A 26,989-nucleotide genomic window follows, 5' to 3' on the forward strand; every position below is an offset into this window, starting at 1 on the left:
GCATCTGCCCTATCGGCAGCCTGCGCTTGGGTGAAAGAAATTGGAATCCGGTGAGAACTATTTCAACAGATATTCAATAAAAATCAGTGCGTTAATGACGCAGATGGAAGAACCTGAAACTCGGTGAGAGCTTCAGTTTAATTCCACCCTCTCCGCCAGTATTTCATCTATCTATTTGTACGGATTCATTTTTTTGCGAGCGAACGGATTTCGCCCCACATTCCGCCCCCTGTTTTTTTCCCGCTGCGCTCACCATCGGTGCTTCTTCTGCTCGTTGCTGCGCACGCGCTCCATGCACCTGCGCCGAAGCAAGATCTCTCGGCGCGCCAGGTTGGTGTGGTCGAATGTTGTGATCACGACCGCAAAGGAGCGATCCGATGGCGCACAAGCCTCTCACTCATAAACTGACGCGCGACCAACTCTATGCGCTCGTGTGGCAATCGCCCGTAGCGACCCTGGCAAAGCAATTCGGCGTCTCCGGCCGCGGTCTTGGCAAGATCTCGCCGGCGCCTGCACGTTCCCGTCCCGCCACGCGGCTACGGGGCCAGAAGGGCTGCCGATCCTGCACTTTGACCATCAATCCGTGGCTATGTCGTTGAGCCCGGCTGCAGACTGAGGCAGATCGCACGCGCAGGTCTAAATGACGAAAACCGGCGCGAATCCGCCACCCGGCGTTCTGAAGTTCGTTGTCTGGCCTTGGTAGAGGCGGGCCGCGGTGAGCAGCACCTGACCGTCATAGACGTAGAGCCGAACGTCAGTCTTTCGGGTCTGCGGCAAACCATCCAGCTTGATCATGCGCTCGCTGGGTGCTGCAAATTCTTGAGCAACGTATCCACCGCGAGCAATCTCCGCCCACACCCCCTTGGTCACCTTGTCGCCGCGATAGACCGCCTTGCTTCCATGTCCGCCCTCTGGCTTGAAGAACAACCGCTTCCTAGCCTCCCAAAGACGCTGCGCATTGTCGGGGGTAACAAGCACCGTGCGCGGCACTCCCCCAAGATCCGAAATCAACTCCGCAGGAATCCCCCAAGCGCGTAGTGCAGCGTGATCAGACAACAGCGACAAGTTACGCTTATCGGCATAAAGCGCATGCACGCGTGGATTCGGCGTGACGACAACAGCGTTATTTTCATATGCAGCGCGCAGAGCGACGTGTTCAGGACGATTGAGCGCGAAATCAACCAGCCGGTTGTACACCAAATCAATCGGTTCGCTTCCGATGAGTAGCTGACCGCGCTCATAGCGAAGCATTCCGGCATCGGCAATCACCGCTTCGATGCCGTGTTTCACAAAGACTCGCTGGGCCACGACAAACTCTGGATAGAGATACTGCTCCTCGGGCCGATCATCGACGATCGCGATCTTCCGCGGCACGCCACCCCCGCGCTGCAGCACCCACTCACGCTGGAACATATGCAGGACAGCCGCCTCAAAACCCGCAGCTTCGGATCTGCTCATCGCGACTTCGATTTCGCTGCAGCAGGCCAGTTGTGCCTTGGCCAGCAACGCATTCAAAAAGGCGCCGCCCGCGTTGGTATTGATTTCGATCAGCTTCGGCCCGTCAGCAGCAAGATGGAAGTCGTAACCCATGAACACGCCACGCGGTCCGAAATCACGTCGCGCAATCTCAGGGGCCCAAGACAACACGGCATCTTGATAGGCGAGCATTCGGGTCGCGGCTTCAATGGCATTTACGATCCGAACCATCCCCCCGGTGTCTGCCTCCGACAGGAAGACCGGAGCATTTGAGAACAGATGCGGCCGCGATTTGATAAAGGTTGCACAGAAGTCCGGATCGCCGACCTCCCGTTCGAGCGCGTGACACAGTGCGTCTCGGTCGAGCGTAATGCAGAAGCATTCCTGGTTGAGGCGCTCCGAAACCAGGCGGGCTGCAATTTTTGGCAACTGATCAAGTTCTGTTGTCATTCACGATTGCAATTTTAGCTACAAGACGAGATGCGGCACCACTCTCCGCTACCGAGGCCGCAAGTGAGTTTAGGCGCTCGACGCCGACGGGCTCTTCCGCTTGAAATGGGATCAACGCCACCCGCTTTGCAAGGTGCTCTTAAACTTTTGTATTTGCGCAATCTCCGCAGCCGCACGGGCTCGTGACGCCGTCGTTGACTTCAAATGTCAACTTGGCTTCGGGGTGAAAGGGAAGCCTCAGCGACCTTACCCATGATCGCCAGAAATTATCCAACCGGTATGTGCTGCCGATTTTGCTCCACGATGTCCCATAGCTGAATGAAGGTCTCGTGCCAGCTTTCGGGATTGGCACCGCAGTCTATCGCTTTGAACGCGCCGCATTTTACCTCGGTCACGTGATAGCTCGGGCGAACATTGCGACCGTTGTACTGAAAAATCAGCTTTTTGCCGCGTTGAACGTCAAGCGTCTCCAAAAGCTGAGCAATCGAAATTTCCGGTGCAGATTGGGGCTTGGCGAGTGCGAGCATTTGAGGTATCCATATTTCAACATTTGTTGAAGTGTAGGATGTTCAATGAACGAGCGTCAAGCAACAACTGCTTTTGGTGCGCTGTCTCAGGAGACCCGGCTACGGATTGTCCGGCTTCTCGTGCAAGCTGGCACGGATGGAATGGCGGCGGGCGCGATTGCTGAGGCGGTCGATGTTTCGCCATCCAACGTGTCCTTTCACTTGAAAGACCTGGAACATGCGGGCCTGATCACGGCACGACGTGAAGCGCGCTCGATCATTTATTCTGCGGACTATCCTGCCCTCACGGCCATTATCCAATTTTTGATGAAAGATTGCTGCGCGGGTCGCCCTGAGATTTGCGCGCCAGCGTTTGAAAAAGCCTTTTGCCCGCCTGCCAAAAAAGGAAAGCGCGCTTATGCCTGATCGGGTTTTGAACGTTCTATTTCTTTGCACCGGCAATTCGGCTCGCTCGGTGCTGGCTGAAAGCATTTTGAACAGAGTCGGAGCTGGCCGATTTCGGGCATTCAGCGCGGGGGCGCAGCCAAAGGGCGCAGTTCATCCGCAGACGATTGCTCTACTCCAATCTCTGGATTATGACGTTTCATCTCTGCGTTCGAAATCTTGGGACGAGTTCGCCAAGGCAGACGCGCCGCCTATCGATTTTATCTTCACCGTTTGCGACAACGCAGCAGGCGAAGCCTGTCCGGTCTGGCCCGGAAAGCCGATCAGCGCACATTGGGGCATTCCCGATCCGGCTGAAGCTGTCGGCTCCGACGCGGAAGTCGCCCTTGCCTTCAAAGATGCCTATCGAATGCTGAGACAGCGCATTGAACTGCTGACAGCATTGCCGCTCGAAAAGCTGAACAGAGTTGCGATCCAGAGCCGCCTCCGCGAAATCGGCCAGATCGAAGGTACTACCTCTCCGCGACCCAATGTAGCATGAACAATTTTGAACGATATCTTTCCGTGTGGGTCGCGCTCTGCATCCTAGTCGGCGTTGGGCTTGGACACATCGCCCCCGATCTGTTCGCGCTCATAACGAGCGCCGAGATTGCAAAGGTCAATCTGCCGGTGGCTGTGCTGATCTGGCTGATGATTATTCCGATGCTTCTCAAAATTGATTTTGGAGCACTTGGACAAGTTCGGGAGCACTGGCGCGGAGTCGGAGTTACGCTGTTTATTAATTGGGCCGTAAAGCCGTTCTCGATGGCATTACTAGGAAGCTATTTCATCGGCCATCTCTTTGCGCCATTGCTTCCGGCGGATCAGGTACAATCTTACATCGCCGGTTTGATCTTATTGGCCGCAGCGCCTTGCACAGCGATGGTGTTTGTTTGGTCAAATCTCTGCGAAGGAGAACCGCACTATACCCTGTCGCAAGTCGCGCTGAATGATGTGATTATGGTCTTTCTGTTTGCTCCACTTGTTGGCCTTTTACTCGGAGTCGCCTCGATCACTGTGCCTTGGGCCACGCTACTGCTGTCGGTAGCTCTTTACATCGTTATTCCCGTCATCATCGCTCAACTTCTCCGCAAATTTCTCCTCGCTGACGGACAACCAAGATTGGATGCCACGCTTAAGGCATTGCAGCCTATTTCATTGGTTGCGCTGCTTGCGACGCTCGTTCTTTTGTTCGGCTTCCAAGGAAAGCAGATACTCGAACAGCCGATCGTCATCGCCTTGTTGGCCGTCCCGATCCTGATCCAAGTCTACTTCAATGCCGGACTAGCCTATTGGCTCAGCCGTCGATTGGGCGTGGCGTGGTGCGTGGCAGCGCCTGCCGCGCTTATTGGAGCCAGCAATTTCTTTGAATTGGCTGTTGCCGCTGCGATCAGCTTGTTTGGATTGAATTCAGGCGCGGCGCTGGCAACGGTGGTCGGCGTGCTAGTCGAAGTTCCAGTAATGTTGTCCGTAGTGAAAATCGCGAAAGCCACGCGCGGCTGGTATGAACAGCATACTCCCTCAGTATCATTCTTCAAACAGAACAGAAAAGAATGTCCACGCGCTTGATGGTGTTGCACTGGAATTATGACTGATATGGAAGATTTCTATACCTCAAGAATCCTGATGGACGGGGCACCCGCGCCATGCGCAGTCTCCCGCCACTGGCGGCAGGTATCGTGATCTCAGTCTCTCCGCTACCGCTAACCCGAATTCGGGCGGCCGTTATAGTGCTCGTGTGACGGCACCTTCACCCGCTTGATCGCGTCATAGGGCATCCGCGCGGTGCAGCCGTCACGCCAGTTTTCAAAGCCGTCCTCGAAAAAGCGGAATTCGCCGGTCAGCGTGAGAATGTGATCCGAGGCATCCTGGATAATGAGCACACCGGTGCGCGCCACGGCCTCGCGGCACGCGGCGGCAACCTTCTGCCGGCGCCTGCGCAGACGGTAGGGCTCGAATTGCACAACGTTTGACATGCGAGACAAACGCAATCGGGGCCGCACCGGTTCCGCATGCCTCTTCCCCAAAAGGTCAGGCCGGAGACCGCTCCTTTGGTGCAAGCGCGGACATAGCCTTTCCGGCAAGACGCCTGCGGAAAGCGGTCAGGCTGCCGTCGCTTGCCGGCTGGTAAAAGACGCTGAAGCGCGACACTGCCTCGGCGAAGGCCATGGCGTCGGCGGCCTTCCTGACGTCGAATGAGTTGAAGCCGGCGCGCTGCAAAAACAGAAACTGGTCGCGCAGAATATTGCCGGTCGCGCGCAGCTCGCCGCGAAAATGATAGCGCTCGCGCAGGATGCGCGCCTGGCTGTAGGCCCGGCCGTCGCGAAAGCTGGGAAAGACCAGAGCAACCAATGACAGCCGTTCGATGTAAGGCGCAAGCTCACTGACCGGTCTGTTGTTCGGCCAGACCAGGCCGGTGCGGCCGCTGCGGTTTGCCACCGCGCCGGCGTCGGCGAGAAGCCGCTCCGCCGAAACGAGCGCGGAGACGCGGTCGGTAATCGGGGCATCGTCTCCCGCGTGCAGATAGGTGTCCTCGACAATCCGGCCGCTGCTAACGAGTGGCATAAACCCGCTCCTTGAACGGTTCGACGCCGACCCGCTTCACCGTATCGATGAACAATTCGTCCGGCCGGTTGCGCAATTCGACATAGGCAGCGACCACATCCTCGATCACGTCCGCCACCTCGGCGTAAGACACCGCAGGCCCGAGCAGCGCGCCGAGCTCCGCCTTTTCGTCGGCACGGCCGCCCAGCGTGATCTGGTAGAATTCCCGGCCGTTCTTTTCGACGCCCAGAATGCCGATATGGCCGACATGGTGATGGCCGCAGGCGTTGATGCAGCCGGAAATGTTGATGTGCAGCCGCCCAAGCTCGCGCGCGGAATCGAGATTGCGGAAGCGCCGGGTCAGTTCCTGCACCAGCGGAATCGAGCGGGCATTGGCGAGGCTGCAATAGTCCAGCCCCGGGCAGGCGATGATGTCGGAGACGAGGCCGACATTCGGCGTCGCCACGCCAATGGCATCGAGCTTGGCCCACAATTCCGGCAGATCGCGCTGGGCGACATGCGGCAGCACCAGATTCTGCTCGTGGCCGACGCGGATTTCGCCGAATGAATAGGCATCGGCGAGATCGGCAATCGCGTCCATCTGCTCCGCGGTGGCATCGCCCGGCGGGGTGCCGACCGGCTTCAGCGACAGCGTCACGATCGCATAGCCGGGCACCTTGTGATTGGCAACGGAATTGCCGAGCCAGGTCCTGAAACGCGGATTGCCGCCGCTCGCGCGCTTCAGCTCCGGCGGATCATCGTCGAGCCGCTCGTAATCGGGATAGCGGAACCGCGTCCTGATGTCGGCAATGATCTCCGGATCGAGCGCCAGCGCGCCCTCGCGGATCGCCTGCCATTCCGCTTCGACCTCGGCGGCGAATGTCTCGGCGCCGAGTTCATGCACCAGCATCTTGATGCGGGCCTTGTAGATATTGTCGCGCCGTCCGTACTGATTGTAGACGCGCAGAATGGCTTCCACATAACTCAAGAGATCGCGTTTCGGCAGGAACGGCTTGATGGTCTTGCCGATGAAGGGCGTGCGGCCGAGCCCGCCGCCCACGACCACTTCGAAGCCGGCCTCCCCCGCCCCGTTCCGGTGCAGCCGCAGGCCGATATCGTGGATGCGCACCGCGGCGCGGTCGTGCGCGCATGCCGTGACGGCAATCTTGAACTTGCGCGGCAGGAACGAGAATTCGGGATGCAGGGTCGAATATTGGCGTAGAATCTCGGCCCAGATGCGCGGGTCTTCGACCTCGTCGGGCGCGACGCCGGCCCATTGGTCGGTCGTGATATTGCGCACGCAATTGCCGCTGGTCTGCATGCCGTGCAGGCCGCCGCGCGCGAGGTCCGCCGTCGCGTCGGGCAGGTCTGCCAGCTTGATCCAGTTGTACTGGATGTTCTGGCGCGTGGTGAAATGACCATAGCCGCGATCGTAGCGGCGCGCCACATGCGCCAGCGTGCGCAACTGATCCGACGACAATGTGCCGTACGGTATGGCGATGCGCAGCATATAGGCGTGCAGTTGCAGATAGACGCCGTTCATCAGCCGCAGCGGCTTGAACTCTTCCTCGGTCAACTGGCCGGACAGCCGACGCCCGACCTGATCGCGGAATTCGCTGACGCGCTCCTCCAGCAGCGTACGATCGAAGTCGTCGTAAACATACATGGATCAGATTCCGAACGTGACCGGCAGATCAAAAGTGACGCCGCGCGCGCGGATGCGCTCGCGCAGATTGCCCGGTTCGATGCGGCCGGCATTCACGTCGACCGGCGCCACATAGGCGCCGACGGCGCCGACATCATCAGCAAGCGCCTCCGACAACAACTGCGTCGCGGCCGGCACCGTCGACACAACCAGCGCTTCCTCGAGGCTCGTCGACCATGTGCCCTCAGCCGTGCGATAGACCACGGCGCCGTCGCTCAGCCGGTTCGCCGTGACGACGACCGGACCGGTGATCTTGAGTTTGCGTTCCAGCGGCGATGTCATGCGGCGGCCTCGACAGGCGTTGCCTCGGCGTTCCACGCGCGCGACCGCGCCACGACATCGCCGATCACGAGCAGCGCCGGCCCCTCTCCCACCGCGCGGGCGAGCGCCGGAAGGTCACCGAGCCTGCCGAAGGCCGACCGCGCATCTGCGCGCGTCCCGCGCGCCAGCACCGCGGCGGGCGTGAAGGCGTCGCGGCCGGCTGCGATCAAGCCGTCGCGCACCGCTGTTGCGGCGGACAGGCCCATATAGACCACGACGGAGGTCTGCGGATCGCCCGACAGCGACCAGTCCACCGCGTCCGGCCCGTCCGCGGTATTCGCCGTGAGGAAAGACACGCGCGTCGCTTCGCCGCGGAATGTCAGGGGAATCCCCGCTTCCGCCGCGCAGCCCAACGCTGCGGTAATGCCGGGGACGACCACGACAGCGATGTCCGCCTGCTGCAGATAGTCCTGCTCTTCGCCGCCGCGGCCGAAAATGAAGGGATCGCCGCCCTTGAGACGGACGACGCGATGTCCGGCTCTGGCCGCGTCGGCAAGCCGCCGGTTGATCTCGTCCTGGCCGATTCCCGGCTCGCCCTTGCGCTTCCCGACAAAGACCTTGTGCGCATCGCGGCGCGCGCGCGCGAGAATGTCGGCGCCGATCAGATCGTCGTAGAAAATGACATCTGCGGATTGCAGCGCCTGCAAGGCGCGCAGGGTGAGAAGATCCGGGTCGCCGGGCCCGGCGCCGACCAGATGCACAATGCCTTGCTTTGCGGTTTGCGATGCGCCGGCTTTGTCGATCTCATTCAGCAAGGCTGTTTCCGCTTCGCGCGTGCGGCCGGCCAGAAAGGCGGCGCCGATCGGCCCGTCGATCACGCGCTCCCAGAACAGGCGCAGTGACAATCCGCGATGACGCAGCGGCGCCAGCCGGTCGCGATAACGTTGCATCAGGCCGGCGAAGTCGCCAAGCCGCGCGGGCAGGATCGATTCAATGCGCTCGCGCAGCCGTCGCGCCAGAACCGGCGAAGCGCCGCCGGTGCCGATCGCAACCACGACATCGCCGCGGTCGACGATGGCGGGAAAAATGAATGTCGACAGATCGGGGCGGTCGACGACATTGACCGGAATGTGGCTCGCCCGCGCCTGCGCGGCGATTGTCTCGTCGATCTCGCCGCCGGCGGCCGAGATCACGGCGAGAGCGCCTGCGATGTCGCCGGCCTCCGGCAGGCCGGCGCGACATTCAATTCGTCCGGCGTAATGGCTCGCCGCAAGCGGCGCCTCGCTTGCGTGCGCACCGGAGGAGAACCAGCGAACATTGGCTCCCGCCGCGCGGAGAAGCTGCAATTTGGCGATGGCCGGCGCGCCCGAACCAACCAGGATCACCTGTCCGGAAGACAGGTCCAAAAATACGGGCAGAAAGCGCATGGCAGAATCATCCGCTCCGAGAACATTCTTCTCCGGAAGAAGGAATATCAGCGCTGTTGCAGAATGTTCTGCCGAATATATCAGCCCCGCTAGAACGAAACTGATTTAAGCAGAAAGGATTTTGGGGATTTATATTTTTCAGATGCGCGGTGCGGCGGATCGGCCGCCGATCGAATGCGGCAGGACAAAGGGAATGCCGGACGGCGGCACGCGGCCGACCGCCGTCGACACCTTGAACACACGCTCCAGCCATTCGTCGGTGATGGTCTCCGCCGCTCGTCCGTCGGCGGCGACGCGCCCGCGATCGAGCATCACGATGCGGCTGGCAAACAGCGTCGCCAGGTTGAGATCGTGCAGAACGGCAATGACGGCCGTGCCCTTCGCGGCTCGTTCCCGCGCCAGCTTCAGCAGGTCGAGCTGATGGCGCAGATCAAGGCTTGCGGTCGGCTCGTCCAGCAGCAGGATGCCGGGTCCGTGCTCCGCCTCACCGTATGTCAATTGCAGGAGGATGCGCGCGAAATGCGCGCGCTGCTGCTCGCCGCCGGAGAGCGTGGTCATGATGCGGTGGCGACAGGCGCTAAGATCCACAGCGTGCAGCGCCTCTTCCACGCCGCGCGACACATCCGCCGTCTTGCGGTCGCCGGCGCCCATGCGCACGATTTCCTCGACCGTGAACGGAAATGTCAGCGTGATGCTTTGCGCCAGGACGACCCGATGCGCCGCCAATTCGCGCGGATGAAACGCGCCGGTGGGCCGCCCCTTGATCAGGACCTCGCCGCGCTCCGGCACCAGCTCGCCGGACAATATCTTGAGCAATGTCGACTTGCCGGCGCCGTTCGGCCCAACCAGGGCGACGGTCTCGCCGCTCTCGACCGACAGCGACACCTTGTCGAGCAGCGTCGCCGCGCCGGCCCGGAACAGAATGTCGGATGCGGACAGCATGGCGCTCATAGCGAAACCAGCGAGCGCTGCCGCAGCAGCAGATACAGAAAGAACGGCGAGCCGATCACCGCGGTGATGATCCCGATGGGAATCTCGGCGGGCGCCGCAAGAACGCGCGCCAGGCTGTCGGCGCCCATCATGAGGCTGGCGCCGAGCAGCATGGAGGCCGGCAGCAGCATGCGATGGCCGGGCCCGATGACGAGGCGCAGCAGATGCGGCACAACGATCCCGATGAAGCCGATGACACCGGACACCGAGACCGCCGCCCCGGTCACCGCGGCAATCAGGACAATCGACAGGCGCTTCAGGCGTTCGACGGCAATGCCGGAATGGAACGCTTCCGATTCTCCCAGGGCCAGAAGATCGAGCCCGCGGCAGATGATCCATCCCGCCATGATGGACGCGATCAGGAACGGAAAGATCGTCGCGACCTTGCTCCAGGTCGCGCCGCCGAGCGAGCCCAGCATCCAGAATGTGATGTCGCGCAGTTGACGGTCATCCGACAGGAAGACGAGGAGGCCAATGCCCGCATTGGCCAAAGCCGCGATGGCGAGGCCACCCAGCAGAAATATCGCAATCGAGGTGCGGTTATGGCGCGTGGCGATGCGGTAGAGGATCATTGTGGTGACAAGCGCACCGCAAAAGGCCGCGAAGGGCAGGATTTCAAACGGAACAGAAGCGAGGTGGCCGACAACATATCTGTCGCCGACCACGATGGTGATGGCAGCCGCGAGCGCGGCTCCGCTCGATACGCCGACCAGCGCGGGATCGGCCAAGGGATTGCGGAAAAGTCCCTGCATCGTGGCGCCACCCGCCGCCAGCAGGGCGCCGACAATGCCGGCCAGGGCGATGCGCGGAAAGCGGATAGACCACAGGACGACCTCATCGCGTGCGATCGCCGCCGCGTCGCCGGTTCCCAGCCCGAATGCCGCCAGCAGCCGCGGCAATGGGATCCCGGCCGCGCCGATGGTCATGGAGCCGACGGCGACCGCGATCAGCAGCACAACCAGAAACGCAAAGACAAGAGCCGGAGCGGGCCGATGCGCCCGCCCTGCCCGCGCATGTGCGTTCGCGACGCTGGTCATTCGCGACAGGAGACGACGCCGGAATGATCTGCCGCGGGTTTTTCCGCAGCCAATGCCGGGTAAAGCGCATGTGCCAGATCGGTCGCGGCCTGCGCCGTGCGCGGACCAAATCCCAGAAGATAAAGCCCGTCCATCGAGATGTAGGATTTGCGTTCGGCGGCCGGCGTCAGCGCAAAAGCGGCGTGCTCGAAGACGTCCGACGGCGTCATCCTGAAATCGGCGCGCTCCATGCCGAGGATCGCCTCCGGCCCCGCCGCGACCACGGCTTCGTCGCTGATCACCTTGTAGCCTTCGAAGTCGGTGATGGCGTTCACGCCGCCCGCGAGCGTGATGATGCCGTCGGCCGCTGTGTTGCGCCCCGCCACCATGGGCTTGCCGTTTGTGAATGAGAGAATGAACATCACCCGGGCCGGCTTGCCGATGGTTTTCCGCAAGACGGCGAGACGCGACAGGTTCGCCTCGACGTCTTTGGCAAGACATTCGCCGCGTGCGGGAACGCCGGTGGCCGCAGCCAGCAGGCGGATGCGTTCGACAATTCCCTTGGCTGTGTAATGATCCGGCACGCGCACGAACGGAACCGCAGCCGATTCAAGAACCGCCACCGCCTCCTTCGGACCCGCGCCGTCATTGGCAAGCACGAGAGTCGGCCCGAGCCCGAGCACGCCTTCCGGCGACAATTGCCGCATATAGTCGACATTCGGCTTTTCCTTCAGCGCCCGCGGCGGAAAGATGCTGGAGGTATCGACGCCGATGATCCGATCCTCGAGGCCCATCGCGTAAAGGATTTCGGTGATGGCGCCGCCGATGGAAATGATGCGGCTTGCATTCTCGATTGTGATGTCGCGCCCCTGGGCGTCCTTCACCTGAACCGGCGCGGCGTCCGCAGTTGCAGATATGAAGAGCGCCGCCACCGCTCCGATCGCAGTCCGCAGACATGCGCTTTGCGCAATGTGGGTCCGCTGCGTCATTTTGTGAGGATCAGCTTGTTCTGCGCCGTCAACCGCAGGCGATAGACGTCGTCGCCGTGAGCAATCGTCACTTCGCGCGTCGCGACGAACAGATCACGGCTGTCTATGCGATGATCAACGATTGCAACTTCGCGGCGCGAGTCAGGATTAGCCCCGATCCCGTTTCTGGTAATACCTCGATCATCTTGTCGCCCATCAGCATTCATGCGCGCTATTCTAAAGTATTTGTCAGTATATGATTGCCGATATTCTCACTTTAGAGAGCCTTCAAACTGATCATCTTGTAGTTTAGAGAGCTTATAAGCTGCCGTTACTCTTCTTGACTGAAGTATTACAATTGATTACCGAATTCAACACTTAGCAAATCCGGTCGAACCGGATGATGAGCCAGCAAGCGCCGTGTCCATCCACGGCAGCCCGCCAGCCGCCGGAAACACAAAAAACTTTGGGCACGGGGGCTCATCATGCGGAATGTCGGAGGCGCGCAAGCGCTGCTTTATGGAGTTTCGGTCGTCGCTTTGATGTCGGTGTCGTCAGTCGCAAGCGCGCAAACGGTGCTCGATACGATCACGGTGCTGGCCACGAAGACGGAAGAGAATGTGTGGAACACGCTGGCGCCGACCAGCTCAGTCCGACTGGAAGACATGAACCGGATCATGCCCACGACAGTGCGTGACGTCTTCTTCGGTGTTCCGGGCGTATCGTTTCAGGGACGACCGGACGATCCGGGTGCCGCGATCAATATTCGCGGCTTGCAGGATTTTGGCCGCGTCGCTGTTGTTATCGACGGAGCCCGACAGAATTTCCAGCGCAGCGGACACCACGCAGACGGTCAGTTCTATCTCGATCCTGAAATGCTGGCCGGTGTCGACGTGGTGCGCGGTCCAACCGCAAACATCTATGGCACCGGCGCGATCGGCGGTGTTGCGTCCTTCCGCACCAAGGATGTCGAGGACGTCCTCAGGCCAGGTGAACGTTGGGGCGTGCTCACGCGTGGCATGATCGGCTCAAACACCTATCAGGGCATGGGTTCGGCGTTCGCCGCTGCACGGCCGAATCAGAATGTCGATTTCATCGCCGGCGGCGTCTATCGCGACAATGCCGATTATAAGGACGGCTCCGGCAATACCGTCTTGAACAGCGCAAACGAAATGGCGTCAGGTCTCGCCAAGTTGACGGTTCGCCCGGCAGACGGTCACGAGGTCAAATTTACCGGCCTGACATCACAAACAAAATTTGAGAGCGGGACGCCGACGACTGTCAGCCCTCCCCCTGCAGGTACAAGAGGTTCTGTTTTCAGCAGCCTGGTGGAAAACAATATCGCGACGGCGCGCTGGCGCTATCATCGTCCCGAAGATCGCGTGTTCGATTTTGATGCCAACGTCTATTGGACAACAACAGAACTTGATCAGACCAAGGTTGATGGAACGAACAGTGCCAATTTCGGTCGGCTCGGCTCCACCAGAAACTTCAAGCTTGAAACCATCGGCAGCGATGCTCACAACACCTCGCGATTCGAGACCGGCCCGTTCCGCCACGCATTGACGTTCGGCGGCGACGTATTTACCGACAAGGTTGAAACAAACGACGTCACCGGAACCGGCGACCTTTTTACCCCGGCGGGCGAACGCACGGTCGGCGGCGGCTTTGCGCAGTTGAAGACGAATTATTCGTCTTGGCTCGAAGTGATTTCCGCGCTTCGCTACGACACCTATGAAATGTCCGGTGGCCCCAATAGCGCGTCGAGCGAGGGCGATCGCATTTCTCCAAAAATTACTGTCGGCTTGACGCCGGTTCAGTGGCTGACCCTCTATGGCAGCTATGCTGAAGGTTATCGCGCTCCGGCCCTGACGGAGGCGTTTGTTCTGGGGCAACATCCGTTCGCAGGACCGGGCTCCGATTTCCTGTTCCTGCAGAATACTGCCCTGCGCGCTGAGGTTGGAAAGAACAAGGAAATCGGCGTTAACTTACGCTTCGATAATCTCTGGGCACCTGCCGATGCGTTGCGCCTGAAAGCCAGCATCTTCAGAAATGACGTTGAGGACTTCATCGAACAAACAACTGTCCTCAACCAGCAGACGGGCGCTAATGGCCAGTTCTGCAATAATCCGCCTCTAGCGCCGATTTTCCCAAGTGGTAATTGCATCCAGTATCAGAACATCCCGCACGCGCGCATCGACGGCTTCGAGCTGGAAAGCAAGTATGACGCGGGAGCGTGGTTCCTGAATACGAGCTATACCAAGCTCAATGGCAAGAACGAAGATATTGGCGTGCCGCTTCTGAAGATCCCCGCCGACACCTTCACCGCGATGCTTGGTTTCCGGTTCCTGGATCGCAAGCTGACAACTGCGATCGGCCTGTTGAGCGTTGCCGCAAAAGACCCGAACGATATTCCAGGGGGCCCGGCAGATCCCAGCCTGCCGCCCGTTGCAGGCTACAACATCGTAAATCTGTATCTGGCCTACCAGTTCAACGAGGATGTGGCGTTCAATGCCGCGGTCGAAAATTTGTTCGACACCCATTATGAACGTTATATGGACGTCACGACCAAGGACAATTCTACCATCGCTTCCCCCAGTCCTGGCCTCACCTTCAAAGGCGCACTCAAGATTCGCTTCGGAGAACGTTTTACAAAGGCGGATGACCAAAACAAGCGTCCATAAGTCCCGCGGTCCTTCACCATCCGCGGATAACGGCACGCACCGCGCCGATGACCTCCTCGGCACGGTCGTGCCTCTGCGCGCGCGCGAGATGCCGGCGACCTCCGAAAAAAATGATCTCAGCAATGTCATTCCCTTTCACCCGCGCCTCCGCGCGGCGGAAAACGACAACAGCGGCAAGCCGGCGCCGGCTGTGGTCTGCGATCAGAGCACGCGGCCCTGCCCGTTTTTCTCCGGCTTTGACTGGCGCAGGCAATGGCTGCTGCTGCTCATCGGATCGGTCGCCGCCCATGCCAGCGTATTTGCCTGGTTCCTTAAGGAGCCGCCGCCGAAAGCCAGCATCGGACTTGAAGTGATTTCGGTGGAAATGGTTCTCGGCGCGCAGAACGAGGCCGGCACGGCACAGACACCGGGCGAGACGTCGGTTGAAAGCGCCTATTCCCCCGACCTTGGCAAGCCTGACGATACAAAGACCGAACTGACCGACCAACCCATCAAGGAAGTCAAGCAAGAGACAAAGCCCGAGGTCCAGGAGGAACCGAAGCCGGCTGTTCAGGAGGAAACCAAGCCGCAGATGCAGGCGGCCGCGCCGCCGGAGCCGCAACCCGAGCCGGAGCTGGCAGTCGATCCGGAGCCGAACAAGGAGCCACCTGTTGAAGCCGTCAAGGAGGTTCCGATGCCGGTGGCCAAGCCGGTCCAGGAAAAAGGCAAGGCCAAACGCCAGCGCATCGCCGCTCCCTCGCAGCACAGCGCTGCCGCCAACAGCATCGGCCGCGGCCGCTCCGATGCCGACGCGAATTACCGCGGCATGGTCATTGCCCACCTCAGCCGGCACAAGAAATTTCCCGCAGAGGCGCGCAATCGCGGCGACACCGGTGTTGCATCGGTGACTTTCAGCATCAGTGGCAGCGGCGCCGTGACGTCGGTGCGTCTTGCGCGCAGCTCCGGCAGTTCAATCCTGGATCACGAAGCACAGGCCATGGTCCGCCGTGCGTCGCCCTTTCCGCCGCCGCCCTCGGGACAGAGCATGTCCTTCACCGCGCCCGTCAATTTCAATCTGCGATAAGGAAAGGTCGCAAGTGTGTGATTCAGACGTTCGCTTCATCCTCGCGGCGTGTCTGCGAAGCGAACTTCAGTACCAAACCACACCAGTAAACATAACGAGTGTTCCGCGAATCCAAAGTTCGCAAGATGGGCTACACGATCAAGCGAACTTCGGATTTGGGACCCTCGCCAAATCCAGCAGCACAGGGAGATTGCAATGTTCATCGCGATGAATCGTTTCAAGGTGAAGAAGGGCTCGGAAGAAGCCTTCGAGAAGGTCTGGGCCAGTCGCGACTCCTATCTTGATCGCATGCCGGGCTTTGTGGAATTTCATCTGCTGAAGGGGCCCGAAGCCGAGGATCACACGCTCTATTCCTCGCACACCACCTGGCAGAGCAAGGCCGCCTTCGAGGCCTGGACCAAGTCGGATGAGTTCCGCGCCGCGCATGCGCGCGCCGGCAACGACAGCAGCTCGGCACCGCTCTATCTGGAACATCCGAAATTTGAAGGCTTTGAAGTGCGCCAGACCCAGGCCCGCACCAAGGCGGCCTGAAGCTGATGTCAGCCCGACAGGATCTGGTTCGTCTTCTCGCCGAGGATCCCGGCGCAATTGTCGAAGACGTCGCAAAGGGCCAGAACGCCACTGCGCGCGACGTTGTCGAAGCCCTACCCGCGCAGATGCGCAAATTTGCGCCCGGCAGCGCCTTCATCGACGCCATGCGGGATATCGCCGGCTGGGGGGATGTCACGCTGATCGTGCATACCGACGACGGCATCATGGAATTCGGCGGTCCGGTTCCCGCCGGCGAGGTTGGCCGCGGCTATTACAACGTGCCCGGCAGCAAGGGCTTTCACGGCCATCTGCGGCACGAGCGCTGCGCCGGTATTGCCTTTGTCGAGCGCCCCTTCATGGGCCGCCTGTCGGCGTCGGTGCTGTTTCTCAACACCGACGGCGGCATCATGTTCAAGGTGTTCGTCGGCCGGGACGAGAAGCGCGAACTGAAGGCGGATCAGCTCAAGCAATTCCGCCAGCTGGCGGACAGACTCTGCAATTGAATTGATGTGTCATGGCCGGGCTTGTCGCGGCCATCCACGTCTTTGCGTTGCTCAAGCAGCTTTGCAACCCGGATGGAGCGAAGCGAAATCCGGGGTAACATGTGCAGATGGTTCGATATCGGCGCAACAAGCGCGGTCCGACCTTAAACTCCGCGGAATCGGGGATCTTTGTGGAGAGGCTGCCCCGGATTTCGCTTCGCTCCATCCGGGCTACTGCTACTTGCTGAGTGCGCGAGCGTTACTGCCGCGGGGCAAAGCTGGTCAGCGGGCCCGTCGCCGGCGGCAGTGAATCCAGATAGCGCGGAATGATCAGCCGGTGCCCCGGCTCCAATGATGCCGACGTGCTGAGATTGTTGATCTGCGCCACCGCCCAGACCGGCACCGCGTATTTGGCCGCAATGGAACGCACGGTCTCCGGACCTTCCGTGCGAATGGGCAGGCCTGAATCCCACAATTCGATCTTCTCGCCGCGCGGCATCACGTAATGGATCGGCACGGTCGGCCCTTCGAGCTGCGGGGGCATGTTCACGATCTGCACCATCTTGGCGATGATCTGATCCTGCAGGCCGCGCATCTTCACCAGATTGACGTGCAGCACTTCCCAGTAATTCTTCAGGTCGATGCTGGCGTAATGTCCGCGAAAATCGGAGCCCGGCGCGACAAAGCCGCCGCCAAAGAAATTCATCGACTGGTAGATGTTGATGAAGCGGTCGACATTCGGCGGCACCGCCTTCGGCCGGCGCGTCGGGTCGAAGGAGACGATCAGGCTGACCGGAACACCGGCCTCTTTCAGTTTATATGCGAACGAAACCGACGCATCAGCACCGGCGGAATGCCCCACCAGCATGATGGGGAAGTTGCCGTTCTGACGCTTGTAGCGCGCGATCGCCTCGTCAGCGGGCCCGCTCCAGTTGAAATGATTATAGGTCTCCGCGTCGACGCCGCTCTTTTCCAGCTTTTCGGAGAGGCGGTCCATTTCGAACGAGGCAATGCGGCCGCCCATGCCGCGGAAAATGTAAACCTTTCCTCTGGCTTGCTGAACCGACCCGGTCGTCTCCGGGGAACTCGTGAAAAAACCCTCGAAGGTCGAAAGCGAGCCGCAACCAGCCAAGCCCACTGCGATCAGCAAAGCCCCAGCGAGACGACTGACGGTGAGCATGCAGGTCCGGCCTCTTCTTTTTCACCCCAAGCCAATATCCGGCTGACGCGGGTGGAGTGCGCCGTGGCAGCGCGCTTAACGAGCAGATGCGTTTTTCGTTAAAATTTTCCGAACCTCGCCCCTGGTATAAGCCAAGCTGCTGACAAATAAACATTATTTCTGTCAACGACGGTGGCGGCCGCAAGGCCAAATTTCGGTGCGATCAGGCCGGGAATCGCGTTTCGCACCAAACGACAAACCGGTTGACGTCCGGCCCGCCCTGCCCTAACGCCGCGTCTTTCCAACGGAAAGCTGCTGCTGCCATGTCCGCGCCCGCCCCGCGCATCTCCTTCGTTTCGCTCGGCTGCCCCAAAGCGCTGGTCGATTCCGAGCGCATCATCACCCGCCTGCGGGCGGAGGGATACGAACTCGCGCGCGGCCACGCGGGTGCCGACATCGCCATCGTGAACACCTGCGGTTTCCTGGAAAGCGCGCAGGAAGAGTCGCTCGCGGCAATCGGCGAGGCGCTTAACACCAACGGCAAGGTGATCGTCACCGGCTGCATGGGCGCCGAGCCTGACAAGATCACGTCGAAATATCCGAACGTGCTCGCGGTCACCGGACCGCAGCAATATGAAAGCGTGGTCGACGCCGTGCACCGCGCGGTGCCACCACAGCACGACCCGTTTCTCGATCTTGTGCCGCCGCAGGGGATCAAGCTGACGCCGCGGCACTACGCTTATCTGAAGATTTCGGAAGGCTGCAACAACCGCTGCAGCTTCTGCATCATCCCGAAACTGCGCGGTGATCTGGTGTCACGGCCGATCTCGGATGTGATGCGCGAAGCGGAAAAGCTCGCCGCCGCCGGCGTAAAGGAATTGCTGGTCATCTCGCAAGACACCTCGGCCTACGGCGTCGATGTGAAATACGCGGCCGGTGACTGGAAGGGGCAAGAGCTTCGCACCAAGTTCATCGACCTCGCGCGCGCGCTCGGCGAACTCGGCGTCTGGGTGCGCATGCATTATGTCTATCCCTATCCGCATGTCGATGAAGTCATTCCGCTGATGGCCGAAGGCAAGGTCCTGCCCTATCTCGACATCCCCTTCCAGCATGGCCATCCCGATGTGCTTCGGCGCATGAAGCGCCCGGCTGCGCACGAGAAGACGCTGGAGCGCATCAAGACCTGGCGCGATATCTGCCCCGATCTCACCATTCGCTCCACGTTCATCGTCGGGTTCCCCGGCGAGACCGATGCGGAATTCGACTTCCTGCTCGACTGGCTGGACGAGGCTTCGCTGGATCGCGTCGGCTGCTTCAAATATGAGCCGGTGCAAGGCGCGCCGGCGAACGATATCGCGCCGGCTGTCGCTCCTGAGGTGATGGACGAGCGCTGGCACCGCTTCATGAAGCGCCAGCAGGCGATCTCGGAAAAGCGGCTGAAAAAGAAAGTGGGCACGCGCCAGCAGGTCATCATCGACGAAGCGACTGCCACCGGCGGCAAGGGCCGCTCAAAGGCCGATGCGCCGGAGATCGACGGCGCCGTCTATGTGACCAGCCGCCGCCCCTTGCGCGTCGGCGAGATCGTGTCGGTAAAGATCGATGGCGCGGATGCCTATGACCTGCACGGCACCGCGTCGGGATTCTAGCACAATCGTCGAGCGCGGGCCCCGACCCGCGCATCCACCTTTCTGGAAGATGGATTGCCGGGTCGAGCCCGGCAATGACGCCCAAAACTTTGAGCAAATCCCCGCAGTGTCGCGCGTCGGATTCTGCAATGTCGATAGACGAAACCGCGCTCATCTGAGCGACCGGATCCAGCGCCCAAGCTGCTCGCGCTCTTCGTCCGTCATCTGCGTCTGATTGCCGAGCGGCATCGCCTTGTTGCGCACGGCCTGGATCATGATCGGCTGCGCGTAGCGCTTCAGGTCAGCCAATGTCTCCAGCGTGACATTCTTCGGTGGCTCCTGGAAGCTCTCGTGCGTCGGCCTTTTCGCATGGCACATGACGCAATGTTTCGTCGTCAGCGATAATGCCTCGGCATCCGTGACCGCGGGACCGCCCTCCGCCTGTTCGCTTGGCGCCGTGGCATAGATGGCGCAGAGCAGCGCAAAGATCGCGACCGGCGCCGCCCAGCCATATCTGTTCCAATCGTCGCCGGCGTCGATCCGATTCAGCACATGACGGAACAGCGAGCCGGTGATCAGGATCAGCGCGACGATCAGCCAGGCCTGCGGATGCGCCGCCAGAAAGGGATAGTGCGGCGACACCATCATCAGCAGCACCGGCAAGGTCAGGTAGTTGTTGTGCAGGGAGCGCTGCTTGGCGATCTTGCCGTATTTCGCCTCCGGCTCCTCACCGCGCAGCAATTGCCCGACCATGATCTTCTGGCCGGGAATGATTGTGACGAAAACGTTGAACGCCATGATGGTGCCGATCAGCGCACCGACATGGATGAAGGCGCCGCGGCCGGAAAAGACATGCATGTAGAATACGCTCGCGGCCATGATCAGAAGGAACACCGCGATCGCGAGCGGCACGGTGCGCTCGCCGAGAAACTTGCAGATCTGGTCATAGACAAACCACCCAACCAGGAGCGAGGCGACCGACAGTCCGACCGCCTGCAGCGTGCTCAGCGGCATCACCGCAGGGTCGATCAGATAGGCACTCGCGTGAAAATAATACTGGACGATGAGCAGGCCGAACCCGGTCACCCAGGTCAGATAGGCTTCCCATTTGAACCAATGCAGATGCTCGGGCAGATGCGGCGGCGCGACGGTGAATTTCTCGACGTGATAGAAGCCCCCGCCATGCACCTGCCAGGCGGTGCCGAACACGCCCGGGCTTTTGCGCTCCTTCTGGTTCAGCGAATAGTCGAGCGCGATGAAGTAGAACGAGGTGCCGATCCAGCCGATGCCCACGATCATGTGCGCCCAGCGCAGCAGCAGGTTGCCCCATTCTCCGAGAAAGACGTCCATCCGCGCTAGCTGCCCCGGTAGGTGGAATAGCCGTAGGGCGAGACCAGGAGCGGCACGTGGTAATGGGCGTCCTCGGAAATGCCGAAGCGGATCGGCACGATGTCGAGGAAGGCGGGATCTGCGAGAGTCACGCCGCGGGCGCGGAAATAGTCGCCGACATGGAATTGCAATTCATATTGTCCCGGCTTGAACGCAGGCCCCTCCAGCAGCGGCGTATCCAGCCGTCCGTCCGCATTGGTCACCGCTTCGACCGGCGCACCGGCCGGCCGGTCCAGCACCTTGAAGAGAATGCGCATCCCCGCCGCCGGCTTGCCGGCAGCGGTATCGAGGACATGCGTGGTCAAGCGTCCCATGCGTCACAAACTAGCAGGCGGCGTTTCGTCCGGCGACATCAACCGCGCCGGACGGCCCGTTCTGCTACGGGATGAGAATGGTCGAACCGGTGGTTTCGCGCGCCTCGAGGTCTTCATGCGCCTTGCGGGCGTCCTTCAGCGGGTATTTCTGATTGACCGGGATTTTCACCGCACCGCTGCCGACCACCTTGAACAGGTCATTGGCGGTGGCGACCAGATCTTCGCGCTTGGCAACGTAATTATTCAGCGTCGGCCGGGTGGCGAAAAGCGAGCCCTTGGCCTGCAGGATGTTGATGTTGAAGGCCTCGATCTGCCCCGAGGCGCTGCCGAAGCTCGCGAACATGCCGAGCGGCCGGATGCAGTCGAGCGAGGCCGGGAACGTGGTCTTGCCGATGCCGTCATAGACCACATCGCACAGCTTGCCGCCGGTGATCTCCTTCACCCGCGCGACAAAATCCTCCTCCCGATACAGGATCGTATGGTGGCAGCCGTTCTTCTTCGCGATCTCGGCCTTCTCCTTCGAGCCCACGGTGCCGATCACGGTCGCGCCCAGATGATTGGCCCATTGGCAGAGAATCTGGCCGACGCCGCCGGCGGCGGCATGCATCAGGATGGTGGTGCCTTTCTCGACCTTGAAGGTGCGGTTGAGCAGATATTGCGCGGTCATGCCCTTCAGCATCATGCCAGCGGCCTGCTCGTAGGAAATATTGTCCGGCAACTTCACAGCCCGCTCGACCGGCAGCAGGCGCTCGACGGAATAGCCGCCGAGCGCGACGACATAGGCGACTCGGTCGCCGACTTTCAGATCGCTGACGCCTGGACCAACGGCGATCACCTCGCCGGCGCCCTCATTGCCGGCCACGAACGGCAGGCCGACCGGCGAGGGATACATGCCCATGCGGAAATAGGTGTCGATGTAATTGACCCCGCAGGCATGCTGCTTGATCCGGATCTGTCCCTGACCAGGCGCGCCGACTTCGATGTCCTCGAAGGTCAGCACGTCCGGTCCGCCATGCTTGTGAACCCGGACCGCCGCAACCATCTATCCCTCCATCCCATTGAAATCGCGCACGAAACGGCGCGTTTGATCCGCGGCAAAGGCCGCGCCGGGATCATAGGGGCTGGCCGCCAAGACGCAAGCGCGGCTCACGATGATCCCCCACGCGCCGATCGCACGGCTTCCGACGTTACTTCTGTTTGGCGCTCTGCCCCATGCGCGGGCGCCGCCGCTTGTTACGCAGCGCCATGATGTTGAACGCTTCCACCGCTGCGGCGAAGGCCATCGCGGAATAAATGTAGCCGCGCGGGATATGGAATTCGAAGCCGTCGGCCACCAGCGCCACGCCGATCAGCAGCAGGAAAGCAAGCGCCAGCATCTTCGTGGTCGGGTGGCGATTGACAAAATCGCTGACCGGGCCGGAGGCGACATACATGACACCGATGGCGATCATCACTGCCGCCACCATGATCTCGATATCCTCGGCCATCCCGATCGCGGTGATGATGGAATCGAGCGAAAAGACCAGATCGATCACGATGAGCTGCGCGATCACCCAGCCGAGGGACGCGGCAGCGACGGAGACTTCGTGCTCCTCCTCGTATGTGCCTTCAACCTCCGAATGGATTTCATGCACGCCCTTGGCGATCAGGAAGAACCCGCCTGCGACCAGAATCAGGTCGCGCCAGGAGACGCCGCGGTCGAACAGTTCAAAGAGCGGCTGGGTCAGACTCATGACCCAGGTCAGGCCCATCAGCAGCGCGATCCGGAAGACAAGCGCGAGGCCCAGTCCGATCTGACGCGCCAATTTCCGCCTGTTCTCGGGAACGCGGCCGACCAGGATCGAAATGAAAATGATGTTGTCGATGCCGAGGACAATCTCCAGCACCGTAAGCGTCACCAGCGCGGCCCAGGCGTGAGGATCTGTCAGCAATTCGAGCATGTCGAACCCCGCATTTACCGTTCATTCGGCGCGCTGAAGAATCCCGCGCCAAGGAAATAGACGCCGATGGCCACCAGACACCATGCGACCCAGGGTCCCGGCTCCAGGCCGCTGATCAGCGCATATAAGGCCAAAGCCGACCACGCAATCAACGCAGCAATATTCAACAGCCGCAATCGCCGGACGCGAAACGGATGAATGACCCGTAACGGCAAGAACGTCATGATCACGAGAATCACAATGAGTGCAGCGGACAAGACAGGCGGCGGCTTGAGAACGAACAGGTAGAGAGCGATTCCGTTCCACAAGGCGGGAAAGCCGCGAAAATAATTGTCGGCCGTCTTCATGTGCTCGTCGGCGAAATACAGAGCGCTGGAGACGATGATGGCAAGCGCGATCGGGATCGCTGCGGCGTCAGGCACGAGCCCGCTCCTGGCGATCGCGAAAGCGGGCACAAACACATAGGTTGTGAAGTCGACGACGAGATCGAGCGCATCGCCCGACCAGCGCGGCAAGATTTCCGCAACCTTGAAACGGCGCGCCAGCGTCCCGTCGATACCGTCGATAAAGAGCGCCGCGCCGAGCCAGGCGAACATTTCCACCCAGTTCGCATCCGCCGCCGCCATCATCGCCATGAAGGCGCAGGCGGCGCCGCACGCGGTCAGAATATGGACGAGGAATGGCCGCACCCGCGCCTTCACGGGCGATGCTTGCAGACCGGCGGCAGGCGGCTCCTCATCCGACATGACGCTTCGTCCCGTTCGGGCATGATGGCCGCGCGCTCATCGCACAATATCCGCCAGAGCTTTTGCGATGACCGGATTGACCAGATCCGGGTACGCGACCGGCGCCATGTGCCCGCCTTTGTCAAACTCTTGCAGCGACCATTGCCGGTATGTGTTCGTCAGCAAGGACGCGATGGCAAATGTCGGCCGGCAAGTGTCAGCGGCGCGCAGGACATGAACTGGCCCAGGAATTCCGCCCCAGTCCTGCAACGGACGCGACGGTTCGATGACGGCGTCCCATTCATGCAGCACATTCGGCAGCATGAGCCGCAATGCGGCCTTGCGCTCATCAGACATCGCTGACCAGGCTCCCGCGCCCGACCAGTAATCGACGAATATTTCTCCGGCCTGATCCCATTCACCTGCCTTGCCGAGAGCACAGTATCGCCGGGAGAGATCGTGGATTTCCGTGAAGGCCTCCGCAGGCCCGTGGGTCTTCAGCAGCGAGAACAGGATCGGCTCGAAAACGATCAGTCCCTGCAGCCGGTCAGCCAGACGCAGGGCCGCTTCCATCGCGACCGCGCCACCCAGGGAGTGCCCCACCAGCGCGACGCGTCCTTCCACCTGCGCGGCAACCTGCGTCACGAGCCGCGCCTGATCGGCCAAGGTCTGAACCTTGCCGGCTGGCCAGGGGGATGTCGCGCCATAGCCGAACAAGTTGACGGCGATCACCCGGTAGCTGTCCTTCAACTGTTCGAACAGACGCCGCCATTGGCGTAAGCCGCTTGCCGAGCTGTGCAAAAGAATGACAGCGGGCCCGGTGCCCGCCTCCACATATTCGACGTCAAAGGTATCGCTCTTGATCAATGGCATCTGTCGTCCACCCGTCCGGGCACAGGCTAAATCATAAACACTCCGAAAAAGCGAACGGAACGGGCCTGCTCGTCAGCGCGGAACGGACACGCTACAAGGCCCGGCGAAGGACTGGACATGGCGGAACGAATTTCAGGCGACGTTGTCGTGGTGGGGGCGGGCCCGGCCGGCCTGACCGCCGCGGTCGCGCTCGCCGGTGCCGGCCTGAAAACGATTCTGGTCGCCGGCTCCCTCCCGTCGGACAACCGCACCACGGCGCTGGTCGCAAGTTCGGTGACGGCGCTTGAGACATTGGGCGTCTGGAAGGCCTGCCGGGACCAGGCAGCCCCCTTGCAGTCCCTTCGCATCGTCGACGATACGGCGCGTCTGCTCCGCGCGCCGGAGGCGCGTTTTGAGTCGCAGGAAATCGGGCTCGATGCGTTCGCCTACAACATCGAAAACTGCCATTTGATTTCCGCGCTGGTTGGCCGCTGCGCCGGCCTTCCCGCTTTGACACGCGTCAGCGCAGACGCCCAGGCGGTGGACATTTTTTCCGACCGCGTTCGCGTGCAGACAGCCCATCATGCGATCGACGCTTCGCTTGTGGTCGCAGCCGACGGAGCGCGCTCGATCTGCCGCGCGGCGGCCGGTATTGAGACACAGGGCTGGAGCTATCCGCAGACGGCGCTGACCTTCACTGTCGCGCACACGCGGCCGCATCATAATATTTCGACGGAATTTCACACCGAGCATGGTCCCTTCACCACGGTCCCGCTCCCTGGCCTGCGCTCCAGTATCGTGTGCGTGGTCGACCCGGCGGACGCGGACGTGCTGAAAGGGCTGTCCGATGGCGCGATGAACGCTGAAATCGAGCGGCGCTCCCATTCCATTCTTGGCAAGGTTTCCATCGAGCCTGGCCGTGGCGCGTTTCCCCTGGCAGCCGAAACGGCGCGGGTGTTCGGCGCGCGGCGGACCATGCTGGTCGGCGAAGCCGCACATCGCATTCCACCGATCGGCGCGCAGGGCCTCAATCTCGGTCTGCGTGACGCGGCGACGATCGGCGAACTGGTCGTCGCGGCAAAACACGCCAACGAGGATATCGGCTCAGATGAAATGATGGCGCGTTACGAGACGCTGCGGCGCCCGGACGTGACCAGCCGCACATTCGCCGTCGACCTGCTCAACCGCTCGCTGTTGTCCGCGCTTCTTCCGCTGCAAGGCGCACGCGGGCTCGGCCTCTATCTGATGAATAATGTCGGCCCGCTGCGGCGCGCCGTGATGCGCGAAGGGGTGGCGCCGATTGCCGCGCAGCCGCGGCTGATGCGCGGCGAAGCCTTGGTCTAGACGGCAGGCGGCGCGGTCTTCGCCTGCTCCGGGTCGTCCCTGAACGGCGCGGAGATCGGCACCGGCAGAGCCAAGATGGCGCGGGATCCCATCGCCAGTTTTCGTGCGAACAATCCGCGCTCCAGAAAATGCGGGTCGCGCCAGGCCTCCTCGAGCGTCGCGACGATCGTGGCGCAGCAATCGGCCTGCTGCAGAACCGGCGCCCATTCGGCCGCGGTCCGGCCGGCGATCAACCGCGCCACTTCGGCTTTGGTCTTTTGCGGATCACGGCGGTCATCCGAAAAAGCCTCGGACAGGCCGATCGCGGCTGCAAAGCTCTTCCAGAAATGATCCTCAAGTGCCGCGCAGGCCACGAGCCGGCCGTCCTGCGTCGGATAAAGCTGGTAGCGGGGCGATGCACCCGTCAGCATGGTTTGTCCCGAGCCCGGGTGATGTCCATTAGCCGCGCCATACGCCAGCGCATGCCAGGCAAAGGTGAACATTGCGTCGGTCATGGCGATGTCGAGATAACAGCCCTCGCCGGTGCGGTCGCGCTGGCGCAAGGCCAGGAGGATGTTCATCACCGCCGGAAAGCTTCCGCCCGCGATGTCGGCAATCAGAGCTGGCGGGACGACGGGATGCTCGTGCAACCTGTCCTGCAAAGACAGCAGGCCGGTCTGGCCGATATAGTTCAGATCATGCCCCGCTTCGCCGGCCCGCGGGCCGCCCTGGCCGTAGCCGGAGATGGAGCAATAGATCAGGCGCGGATTGCGGGCTTTCACTGTCTCATAACCCAGCCCAAGGCGCTGCATCACCCCCGGCCGGAATTGCTCAACCAGGATGTCAGCAGCCTCAAGCAATGGGTCAAGCTTTGCGCGGTCTTCTGCGGACTTCAGATTCAGAATGAGGCTGGTCTTGCCGCGGTTGAGCAATCCGAAGGCAGCGCTTTGGCCGTCCAGGAATGGCGGAAAAGAACGCATGTCGTCGCCGCCCGGCCGCTCGATCTTGATCACCTCGGCGCCCGCTTCCGCCAGTATCAGGGTGGCTAGCGGCCCGGGCAGCAGGGTCGTGAAATCCAGAACCCGAAGACCTGCAAGCGGCTGAACCATGGCGGC

The 26,989-nt window shown here is 61.3% G+C and carries 28 protein-coding genes; 9 read left to right on the plus strand and 19 right to left on the minus strand.

Annotation, left to right across the window (positions count from 1 at the left end; translation table 11 throughout):
• Window positions 1–636 precede the first annotated feature (636 nt).
• A complete protein-coding gene (locus RO009_17185; protein MDT3686767.1) occupies window positions 637–1,926 on the minus strand; it encodes a hypothetical protein in 1,290 nt (429 codons plus the stop codon).
• Between the two features lie 266 nt (window positions 1,927–2,192).
• Entirely contained in the window at window positions 2,193–2,453 is a 261-nt protein-coding gene (locus tag RO009_17190; GenBank protein ID MDT3686768.1) for a DUF6428 family protein, read from the minus strand.
• Between the two features lie 45 nt (window positions 2,454–2,498).
• On the opposite strand from RO009_17190, the gene RO009_17195 reads away from it, so the two are divergent.
• Genes RO009_17195 through arsB form a run of 3 tightly spaced genes read left to right on the plus strand, consistent with a single transcriptional unit; the run spans window position 2,499 to window position 4,445 of the window.
• A complete protein-coding gene (locus tag RO009_17195) occupies window positions 2,499–2,858 on the plus strand; it encodes a metalloregulator ArsR/SmtB family transcription factor (GenBank protein MDT3686769.1) in 360 nt (119 codons plus the stop codon).
• Window positions 2,851–3,378 carry an arsenate reductase ArsC gene (locus tag RO009_17200; protein MDT3686770.1) on the plus strand — a complete coding sequence of 176 codons (528 nt, stop codon included), beginning with the start codon at window positions 2,851–2,853 and terminating at the stop codon, window positions 3,376–3,378. Before RO009_17195 ends, RO009_17200 begins: the two co-directional genes overlap by 8 nt.
• Window positions 3,375–4,445 (plus strand): ACR3 family arsenite efflux transporter, encoded by a 1,071-nt coding sequence (gene arsB, locus RO009_17205; GenBank protein ID MDT3686771.1) that lies wholly within the window; start codon window positions 3,375–3,377, stop codon window positions 4,443–4,445. The genes RO009_17200 and arsB overlap by 4 nt, the downstream gene beginning before the upstream one ends.
• Window positions 4,446–4,579: 134 nt before the next feature.
• On the opposite strand, the gene RO009_17210 is transcribed toward arsB, so the two are convergent.
• From RO009_17210 to RO009_17250, 9 genes are all read right to left on the minus strand, one after another.
• Complete coding sequence (locus RO009_17210; protein MDT3686772.1) at window positions 4,580–4,852, minus strand: hypothetical protein; 273 nt, start codon at window positions 4,850–4,852, stop codon at window positions 4,580–4,582.
• 55 nt (window positions 4,853–4,907) lie between these two features.
• Window positions 4,908–5,441 carry a DUF934 domain-containing protein gene (locus tag RO009_17215; GenBank protein MDT3686773.1) on the minus strand — a complete coding sequence of 178 codons (534 nt, stop codon included), beginning with the start codon at window positions 5,439–5,441 and terminating at the stop codon, window positions 4,908–4,910.
• Entirely contained in the window at window positions 5,428–7,086 is a 1,659-nt protein-coding gene (locus tag RO009_17220) for a nitrite/sulfite reductase (GenBank protein MDT3686774.1), read from the minus strand. The genes RO009_17215 and RO009_17220 overlap by 14 nt, the downstream gene beginning before the upstream one ends.
• A gap of 3 nt (window positions 7,087–7,089) precedes the next feature.
• Window positions 7,090–7,407, minus strand: coding sequence for a DUF2849 domain-containing protein (locus tag RO009_17225; protein ID MDT3686775.1), 318 nt, complete (start codon window positions 7,405–7,407; stop codon window positions 7,090–7,092).
• Complete coding sequence (gene cysG, locus RO009_17230; GenBank protein ID MDT3686776.1) at window positions 7,404–8,813, minus strand: siroheme synthase CysG; 1,410 nt, start codon at window positions 8,811–8,813, stop codon at window positions 7,404–7,406. Before cysG ends, RO009_17225 begins: the two co-directional genes overlap by 4 nt.
• A gap of 138 nt (window positions 8,814–8,951) precedes the next feature.
• Window positions 8,952–9,764, minus strand: coding sequence for a heme ABC transporter ATP-binding protein (locus tag RO009_17235; protein MDT3686777.1), 813 nt, complete (start codon window positions 9,762–9,764; stop codon window positions 8,952–8,954).
• A complete protein-coding gene (locus RO009_17240; GenBank protein MDT3686778.1) occupies window positions 9,761–10,840 on the minus strand; it encodes an iron chelate uptake ABC transporter family permease subunit in 1,080 nt (359 codons plus the stop codon). The genes RO009_17235 and RO009_17240 overlap by 4 nt, the downstream gene beginning before the upstream one ends.
• Entirely contained in the window at window positions 10,837–11,808 is a 972-nt protein-coding gene (locus RO009_17245) for an ABC transporter substrate-binding protein (GenBank protein MDT3686779.1), read from the minus strand. The genes RO009_17240 and RO009_17245 overlap by 4 nt, the downstream gene beginning before the upstream one ends.
• Window positions 11,805–12,014 (minus strand): hemin uptake protein HemP, encoded by a 210-nt coding sequence (locus tag RO009_17250; protein ID MDT3686780.1) that lies wholly within the window; start codon window positions 12,012–12,014, stop codon window positions 11,805–11,807. Before RO009_17250 ends, RO009_17245 begins: the two co-directional genes overlap by 4 nt.
• A 258-nt stretch (window positions 12,015–12,272) precedes the next feature.
• On the opposite strand from RO009_17250, the gene RO009_17255 reads away from it, so the two are divergent.
• The 4 genes from RO009_17255 (at window position 12,273) to hutX (ending at window position 16,568) form a co-directional block, all read left to right on the plus strand.
• Window positions 12,273–14,471: a TonB-dependent hemoglobin/transferrin/lactoferrin family receptor gene (locus tag RO009_17255; GenBank protein MDT3686781.1), complete on the plus strand. Its 2,199-nt coding sequence runs from the start codon at window positions 12,273–12,275 to the stop codon at window positions 14,469–14,471.
• The gene (locus RO009_17260) at window positions 14,449–15,534 is read left to right on the plus strand and encodes an energy transducer TonB (GenBank protein ID MDT3686782.1); all 1,086 of its coding nucleotides are present in this window, start codon (window positions 14,449–14,451) and stop codon (window positions 15,532–15,534) included. Before RO009_17255 ends, RO009_17260 begins: the two co-directional genes overlap by 23 nt.
• Before the next feature lie 195 nt (window positions 15,535–15,729).
• Entirely contained in the window at window positions 15,730–16,065 is a 336-nt protein-coding gene (locus tag RO009_17265) for an antibiotic biosynthesis monooxygenase (protein MDT3686783.1), read from the plus strand.
• Between the two features lie 5 nt (window positions 16,066–16,070).
• Window positions 16,071–16,568, plus strand: a complete 498-nt coding sequence (hutX, locus tag RO009_17270; protein MDT3686784.1) for a heme utilization cystosolic carrier protein HutX — start codon at window positions 16,071–16,073, stop codon at window positions 16,566–16,568.
• A gap of 238 nt (window positions 16,569–16,806) precedes the next feature.
• Here the strand turns inward: hutX and RO009_17275 are convergent, their stop codons facing one another.
• Window positions 16,807–17,727 (minus strand): LysM peptidoglycan-binding domain-containing protein, encoded by a 921-nt coding sequence (locus RO009_17275; GenBank protein MDT3686785.1) that lies wholly within the window; start codon window positions 17,725–17,727, stop codon window positions 16,807–16,809.
• Window positions 17,728–18,029: 302 nt separating this feature from the next.
• Here RO009_17275 and rimO point away from each other — a divergent pair, with 302 nt between their 5' ends.
• Window positions 18,030–19,352, plus strand: coding sequence for a 30S ribosomal protein S12 methylthiotransferase RimO (rimO, locus tag RO009_17280; protein ID MDT3686786.1), 1,323 nt, complete (start codon window positions 18,030–18,032; stop codon window positions 19,350–19,352).
• 150 nt (window positions 19,353–19,502) lie between these two features.
• On the opposite strand, the gene RO009_17285 is transcribed toward rimO, so the two are convergent.
• The 6 genes from RO009_17285 to RO009_17310 all read right to left on the minus strand — a co-directional run bounded on the left by RO009_17285 (window position 19,503) and on the right by RO009_17310 (window position 24,572).
• On the minus strand, window positions 19,503–20,681 hold the full coding sequence (locus tag RO009_17285; protein ID MDT3686787.1) for a urate hydroxylase PuuD: 1,179 nt from the start codon (window positions 20,679–20,681) through the stop codon (window positions 19,503–19,505).
• Window positions 20,682–20,686: 5 nt separating this feature from the next.
• Window positions 20,687–21,034, minus strand: coding sequence for a hydroxyisourate hydrolase (uraH, locus tag RO009_17290; protein ID MDT3686788.1), 348 nt, complete (start codon window positions 21,032–21,034; stop codon window positions 20,687–20,689).
• 64 nt (window positions 21,035–21,098) lie between these two features.
• A complete protein-coding gene (locus tag RO009_17295) occupies window positions 21,099–22,076 on the minus strand; it encodes a quinone oxidoreductase (GenBank protein ID MDT3686789.1) in 978 nt (325 codons plus the stop codon).
• A 145-nt stretch (window positions 22,077–22,221) separates the two neighbouring features.
• The gene (locus RO009_17300; protein ID MDT3686790.1) at window positions 22,222–22,974 is read right to left on the minus strand and encodes a TerC family protein; all 753 of its coding nucleotides are present in this window, start codon (window positions 22,972–22,974) and stop codon (window positions 22,222–22,224) included.
• A 14-nt stretch (window positions 22,975–22,988) separates the two neighbouring features.
• Window positions 22,989–23,720 (minus strand): CDP-alcohol phosphatidyltransferase family protein, encoded by a 732-nt coding sequence (locus tag RO009_17305; GenBank protein MDT3686791.1) that lies wholly within the window; start codon window positions 23,718–23,720, stop codon window positions 22,989–22,991.
• A gap of 36 nt (window positions 23,721–23,756) precedes the next feature.
• Window positions 23,757–24,572, minus strand: a complete 816-nt coding sequence (locus tag RO009_17310; GenBank protein MDT3686792.1) for an alpha/beta hydrolase — start codon at window positions 24,570–24,572, stop codon at window positions 23,757–23,759.
• A gap of 117 nt (window positions 24,573–24,689) precedes the next feature.
• Here RO009_17310 and RO009_17315 point away from each other — a divergent pair, with 117 nt between their 5' ends.
• The gene (locus RO009_17315; GenBank protein MDT3686793.1) at window positions 24,690–25,895 is read left to right on the plus strand and encodes a UbiH/UbiF family hydroxylase; all 1,206 of its coding nucleotides are present in this window, start codon (window positions 24,690–24,692) and stop codon (window positions 25,893–25,895) included.
• Here RO009_17315 and RO009_17320 read toward each other — a convergent pair.
• Window positions 25,892–26,983, minus strand: coding sequence for a CoA transferase (locus RO009_17320; GenBank protein ID MDT3686794.1), 1,092 nt, complete (start codon window positions 26,981–26,983; stop codon window positions 25,892–25,894). The genes RO009_17315 and RO009_17320 overlap by 4 nt on opposite strands.
• Between the last annotated feature and the right edge of the window lie 6 nt (window positions 26,984–26,989).

Source organism: Pseudorhodoplanes sp. (assembly GCA_032027085.1).
GTDB lineage: Bacteria > Pseudomonadota > Alphaproteobacteria > Rhizobiales > Xanthobacteraceae > Pseudorhodoplanes.

Bases quoted from the DNA above. Each gene is read 5' to 3' on its own strand.
- rimO (MDT3686786.1), top strand. From the start codon at position 18,030: ATGTCCGCGCCCGCCCCGCGCATCTCCTTCGTTTCGCTCGGCTGCCCC.
- RO009_17225 (MDT3686775.1), bottom strand. From the start codon at position 7,407: ATGACATCGCCGCTGGAACGCAAACTCAAGATCACCGGTCCGGTCGTC.
- RO009_17190 (MDT3686768.1), bottom strand. From the start codon at position 2,453: ATGCTCGCACTCGCCAAGCCCCAATCTGCACCGGAAATTTCGATTGCT.
- RO009_17275 (MDT3686785.1), bottom strand. From the start codon at position 17,727: ATGCTCACCGTCAGTCGTCTCGCTGGGGCTTTGCTGATCGCAGTGGGC.
- RO009_17255 (MDT3686781.1), top strand. From the start codon at position 12,273: ATGCGGAATGTCGGAGGCGCGCAAGCGCTGCTTTATGGAGTTTCGGTC.
- RO009_17285 (MDT3686787.1), bottom strand. From the start codon at position 20,681: ATGGACGTCTTTCTCGGAGAATGGGGCAACCTGCTGCTGCGCTGGGCG.
- RO009_17265 (MDT3686783.1), top strand. From the start codon at position 15,730: ATGTTCATCGCGATGAATCGTTTCAAGGTGAAGAAGGGCTCGGAAGAA.
- RO009_17260 (MDT3686782.1), top strand. From the start codon at position 14,449: ATGACCAAAACAAGCGTCCATAAGTCCCGCGGTCCTTCACCATCCGCG.
- RO009_17300 (MDT3686790.1), bottom strand. From the start codon at position 22,974: ATGCTCGAATTGCTGACAGATCCTCACGCCTGGGCCGCGCTGGTGACG.
- RO009_17305 (MDT3686791.1), bottom strand. From the start codon at position 23,720: ATGTCGGATGAGGAGCCGCCTGCCGCCGGTCTGCAAGCATCGCCCGTG.
- RO009_17310 (MDT3686792.1), bottom strand. From the start codon at position 24,572: ATGCCATTGATCAAGAGCGATACCTTTGACGTCGAATATGTGGAGGCG.
- RO009_17200 (MDT3686770.1), top strand. From the start codon at position 2,851: ATGCCTGATCGGGTTTTGAACGTTCTATTTCTTTGCACCGGCAATTCG.
- RO009_17210 (MDT3686772.1), bottom strand. From the start codon at position 4,852: ATGTCAAACGTTGTGCAATTCGAGCCCTACCGTCTGCGCAGGCGCCGG.
- uraH (MDT3686788.1), bottom strand. From the start codon at position 21,034: ATGGGACGCTTGACCACGCATGTCCTCGATACCGCTGCCGGCAAGCCG.
- RO009_17235 (MDT3686777.1), bottom strand. From the start codon at position 9,764: ATGAGCGCCATGCTGTCCGCATCCGACATTCTGTTCCGGGCCGGCGCG.
- RO009_17315 (MDT3686793.1), top strand. From the start codon at position 24,690: ATGGCGGAACGAATTTCAGGCGACGTTGTCGTGGTGGGGGCGGGCCCG.
- arsB (MDT3686771.1), top strand. From the start codon at position 3,375: ATGAACAATTTTGAACGATATCTTTCCGTGTGGGTCGCGCTCTGCATC.
- RO009_17320 (MDT3686794.1), bottom strand. From the start codon at position 26,983: ATGGTTCAGCCGCTTGCAGGTCTTCGGGTTCTGGATTTCACGACCCTG.
- RO009_17240 (MDT3686778.1), bottom strand. From the start codon at position 10,840: ATGACCAGCGTCGCGAACGCACATGCGCGGGCAGGGCGGGCGCATCGG.
- cysG (MDT3686776.1), bottom strand. From the start codon at position 8,813: ATGCGCTTTCTGCCCGTATTTTTGGACCTGTCTTCCGGACAGGTGATC.
- RO009_17195 (MDT3686769.1), top strand. From the start codon at position 2,499: ATGAACGAGCGTCAAGCAACAACTGCTTTTGGTGCGCTGTCTCAGGAG.
- RO009_17215 (MDT3686773.1), bottom strand. From the start codon at position 5,441: ATGCCACTCGTTAGCAGCGGCCGGATTGTCGAGGACACCTATCTGCAC.
- hutX (MDT3686784.1), top strand. From the start codon at position 16,071: ATGTCAGCCCGACAGGATCTGGTTCGTCTTCTCGCCGAGGATCCCGGC.
- RO009_17295 (MDT3686789.1), bottom strand. From the start codon at position 22,076: ATGGTTGCGGCGGTCCGGGTTCACAAGCATGGCGGACCGGACGTGCTG.
- RO009_17185 (MDT3686767.1), bottom strand. From the start codon at position 1,926: ATGACAACAGAACTTGATCAGTTGCCAAAAATTGCAGCCCGCCTGGTT.
- RO009_17245 (MDT3686779.1), bottom strand. From the start codon at position 11,808: ATGACGCAGCGGACCCACATTGCGCAAAGCGCATGTCTGCGGACTGCG.
- RO009_17220 (MDT3686774.1), bottom strand. From the start codon at position 7,086: ATGTATGTTTACGACGACTTCGATCGTACGCTGCTGGAGGAGCGCGTC.
- RO009_17250 (MDT3686780.1), bottom strand. From the start codon at position 12,014: ATGAATGCTGATGGGCGACAAGATGATCGAGGTATTACCAGAAACGGG.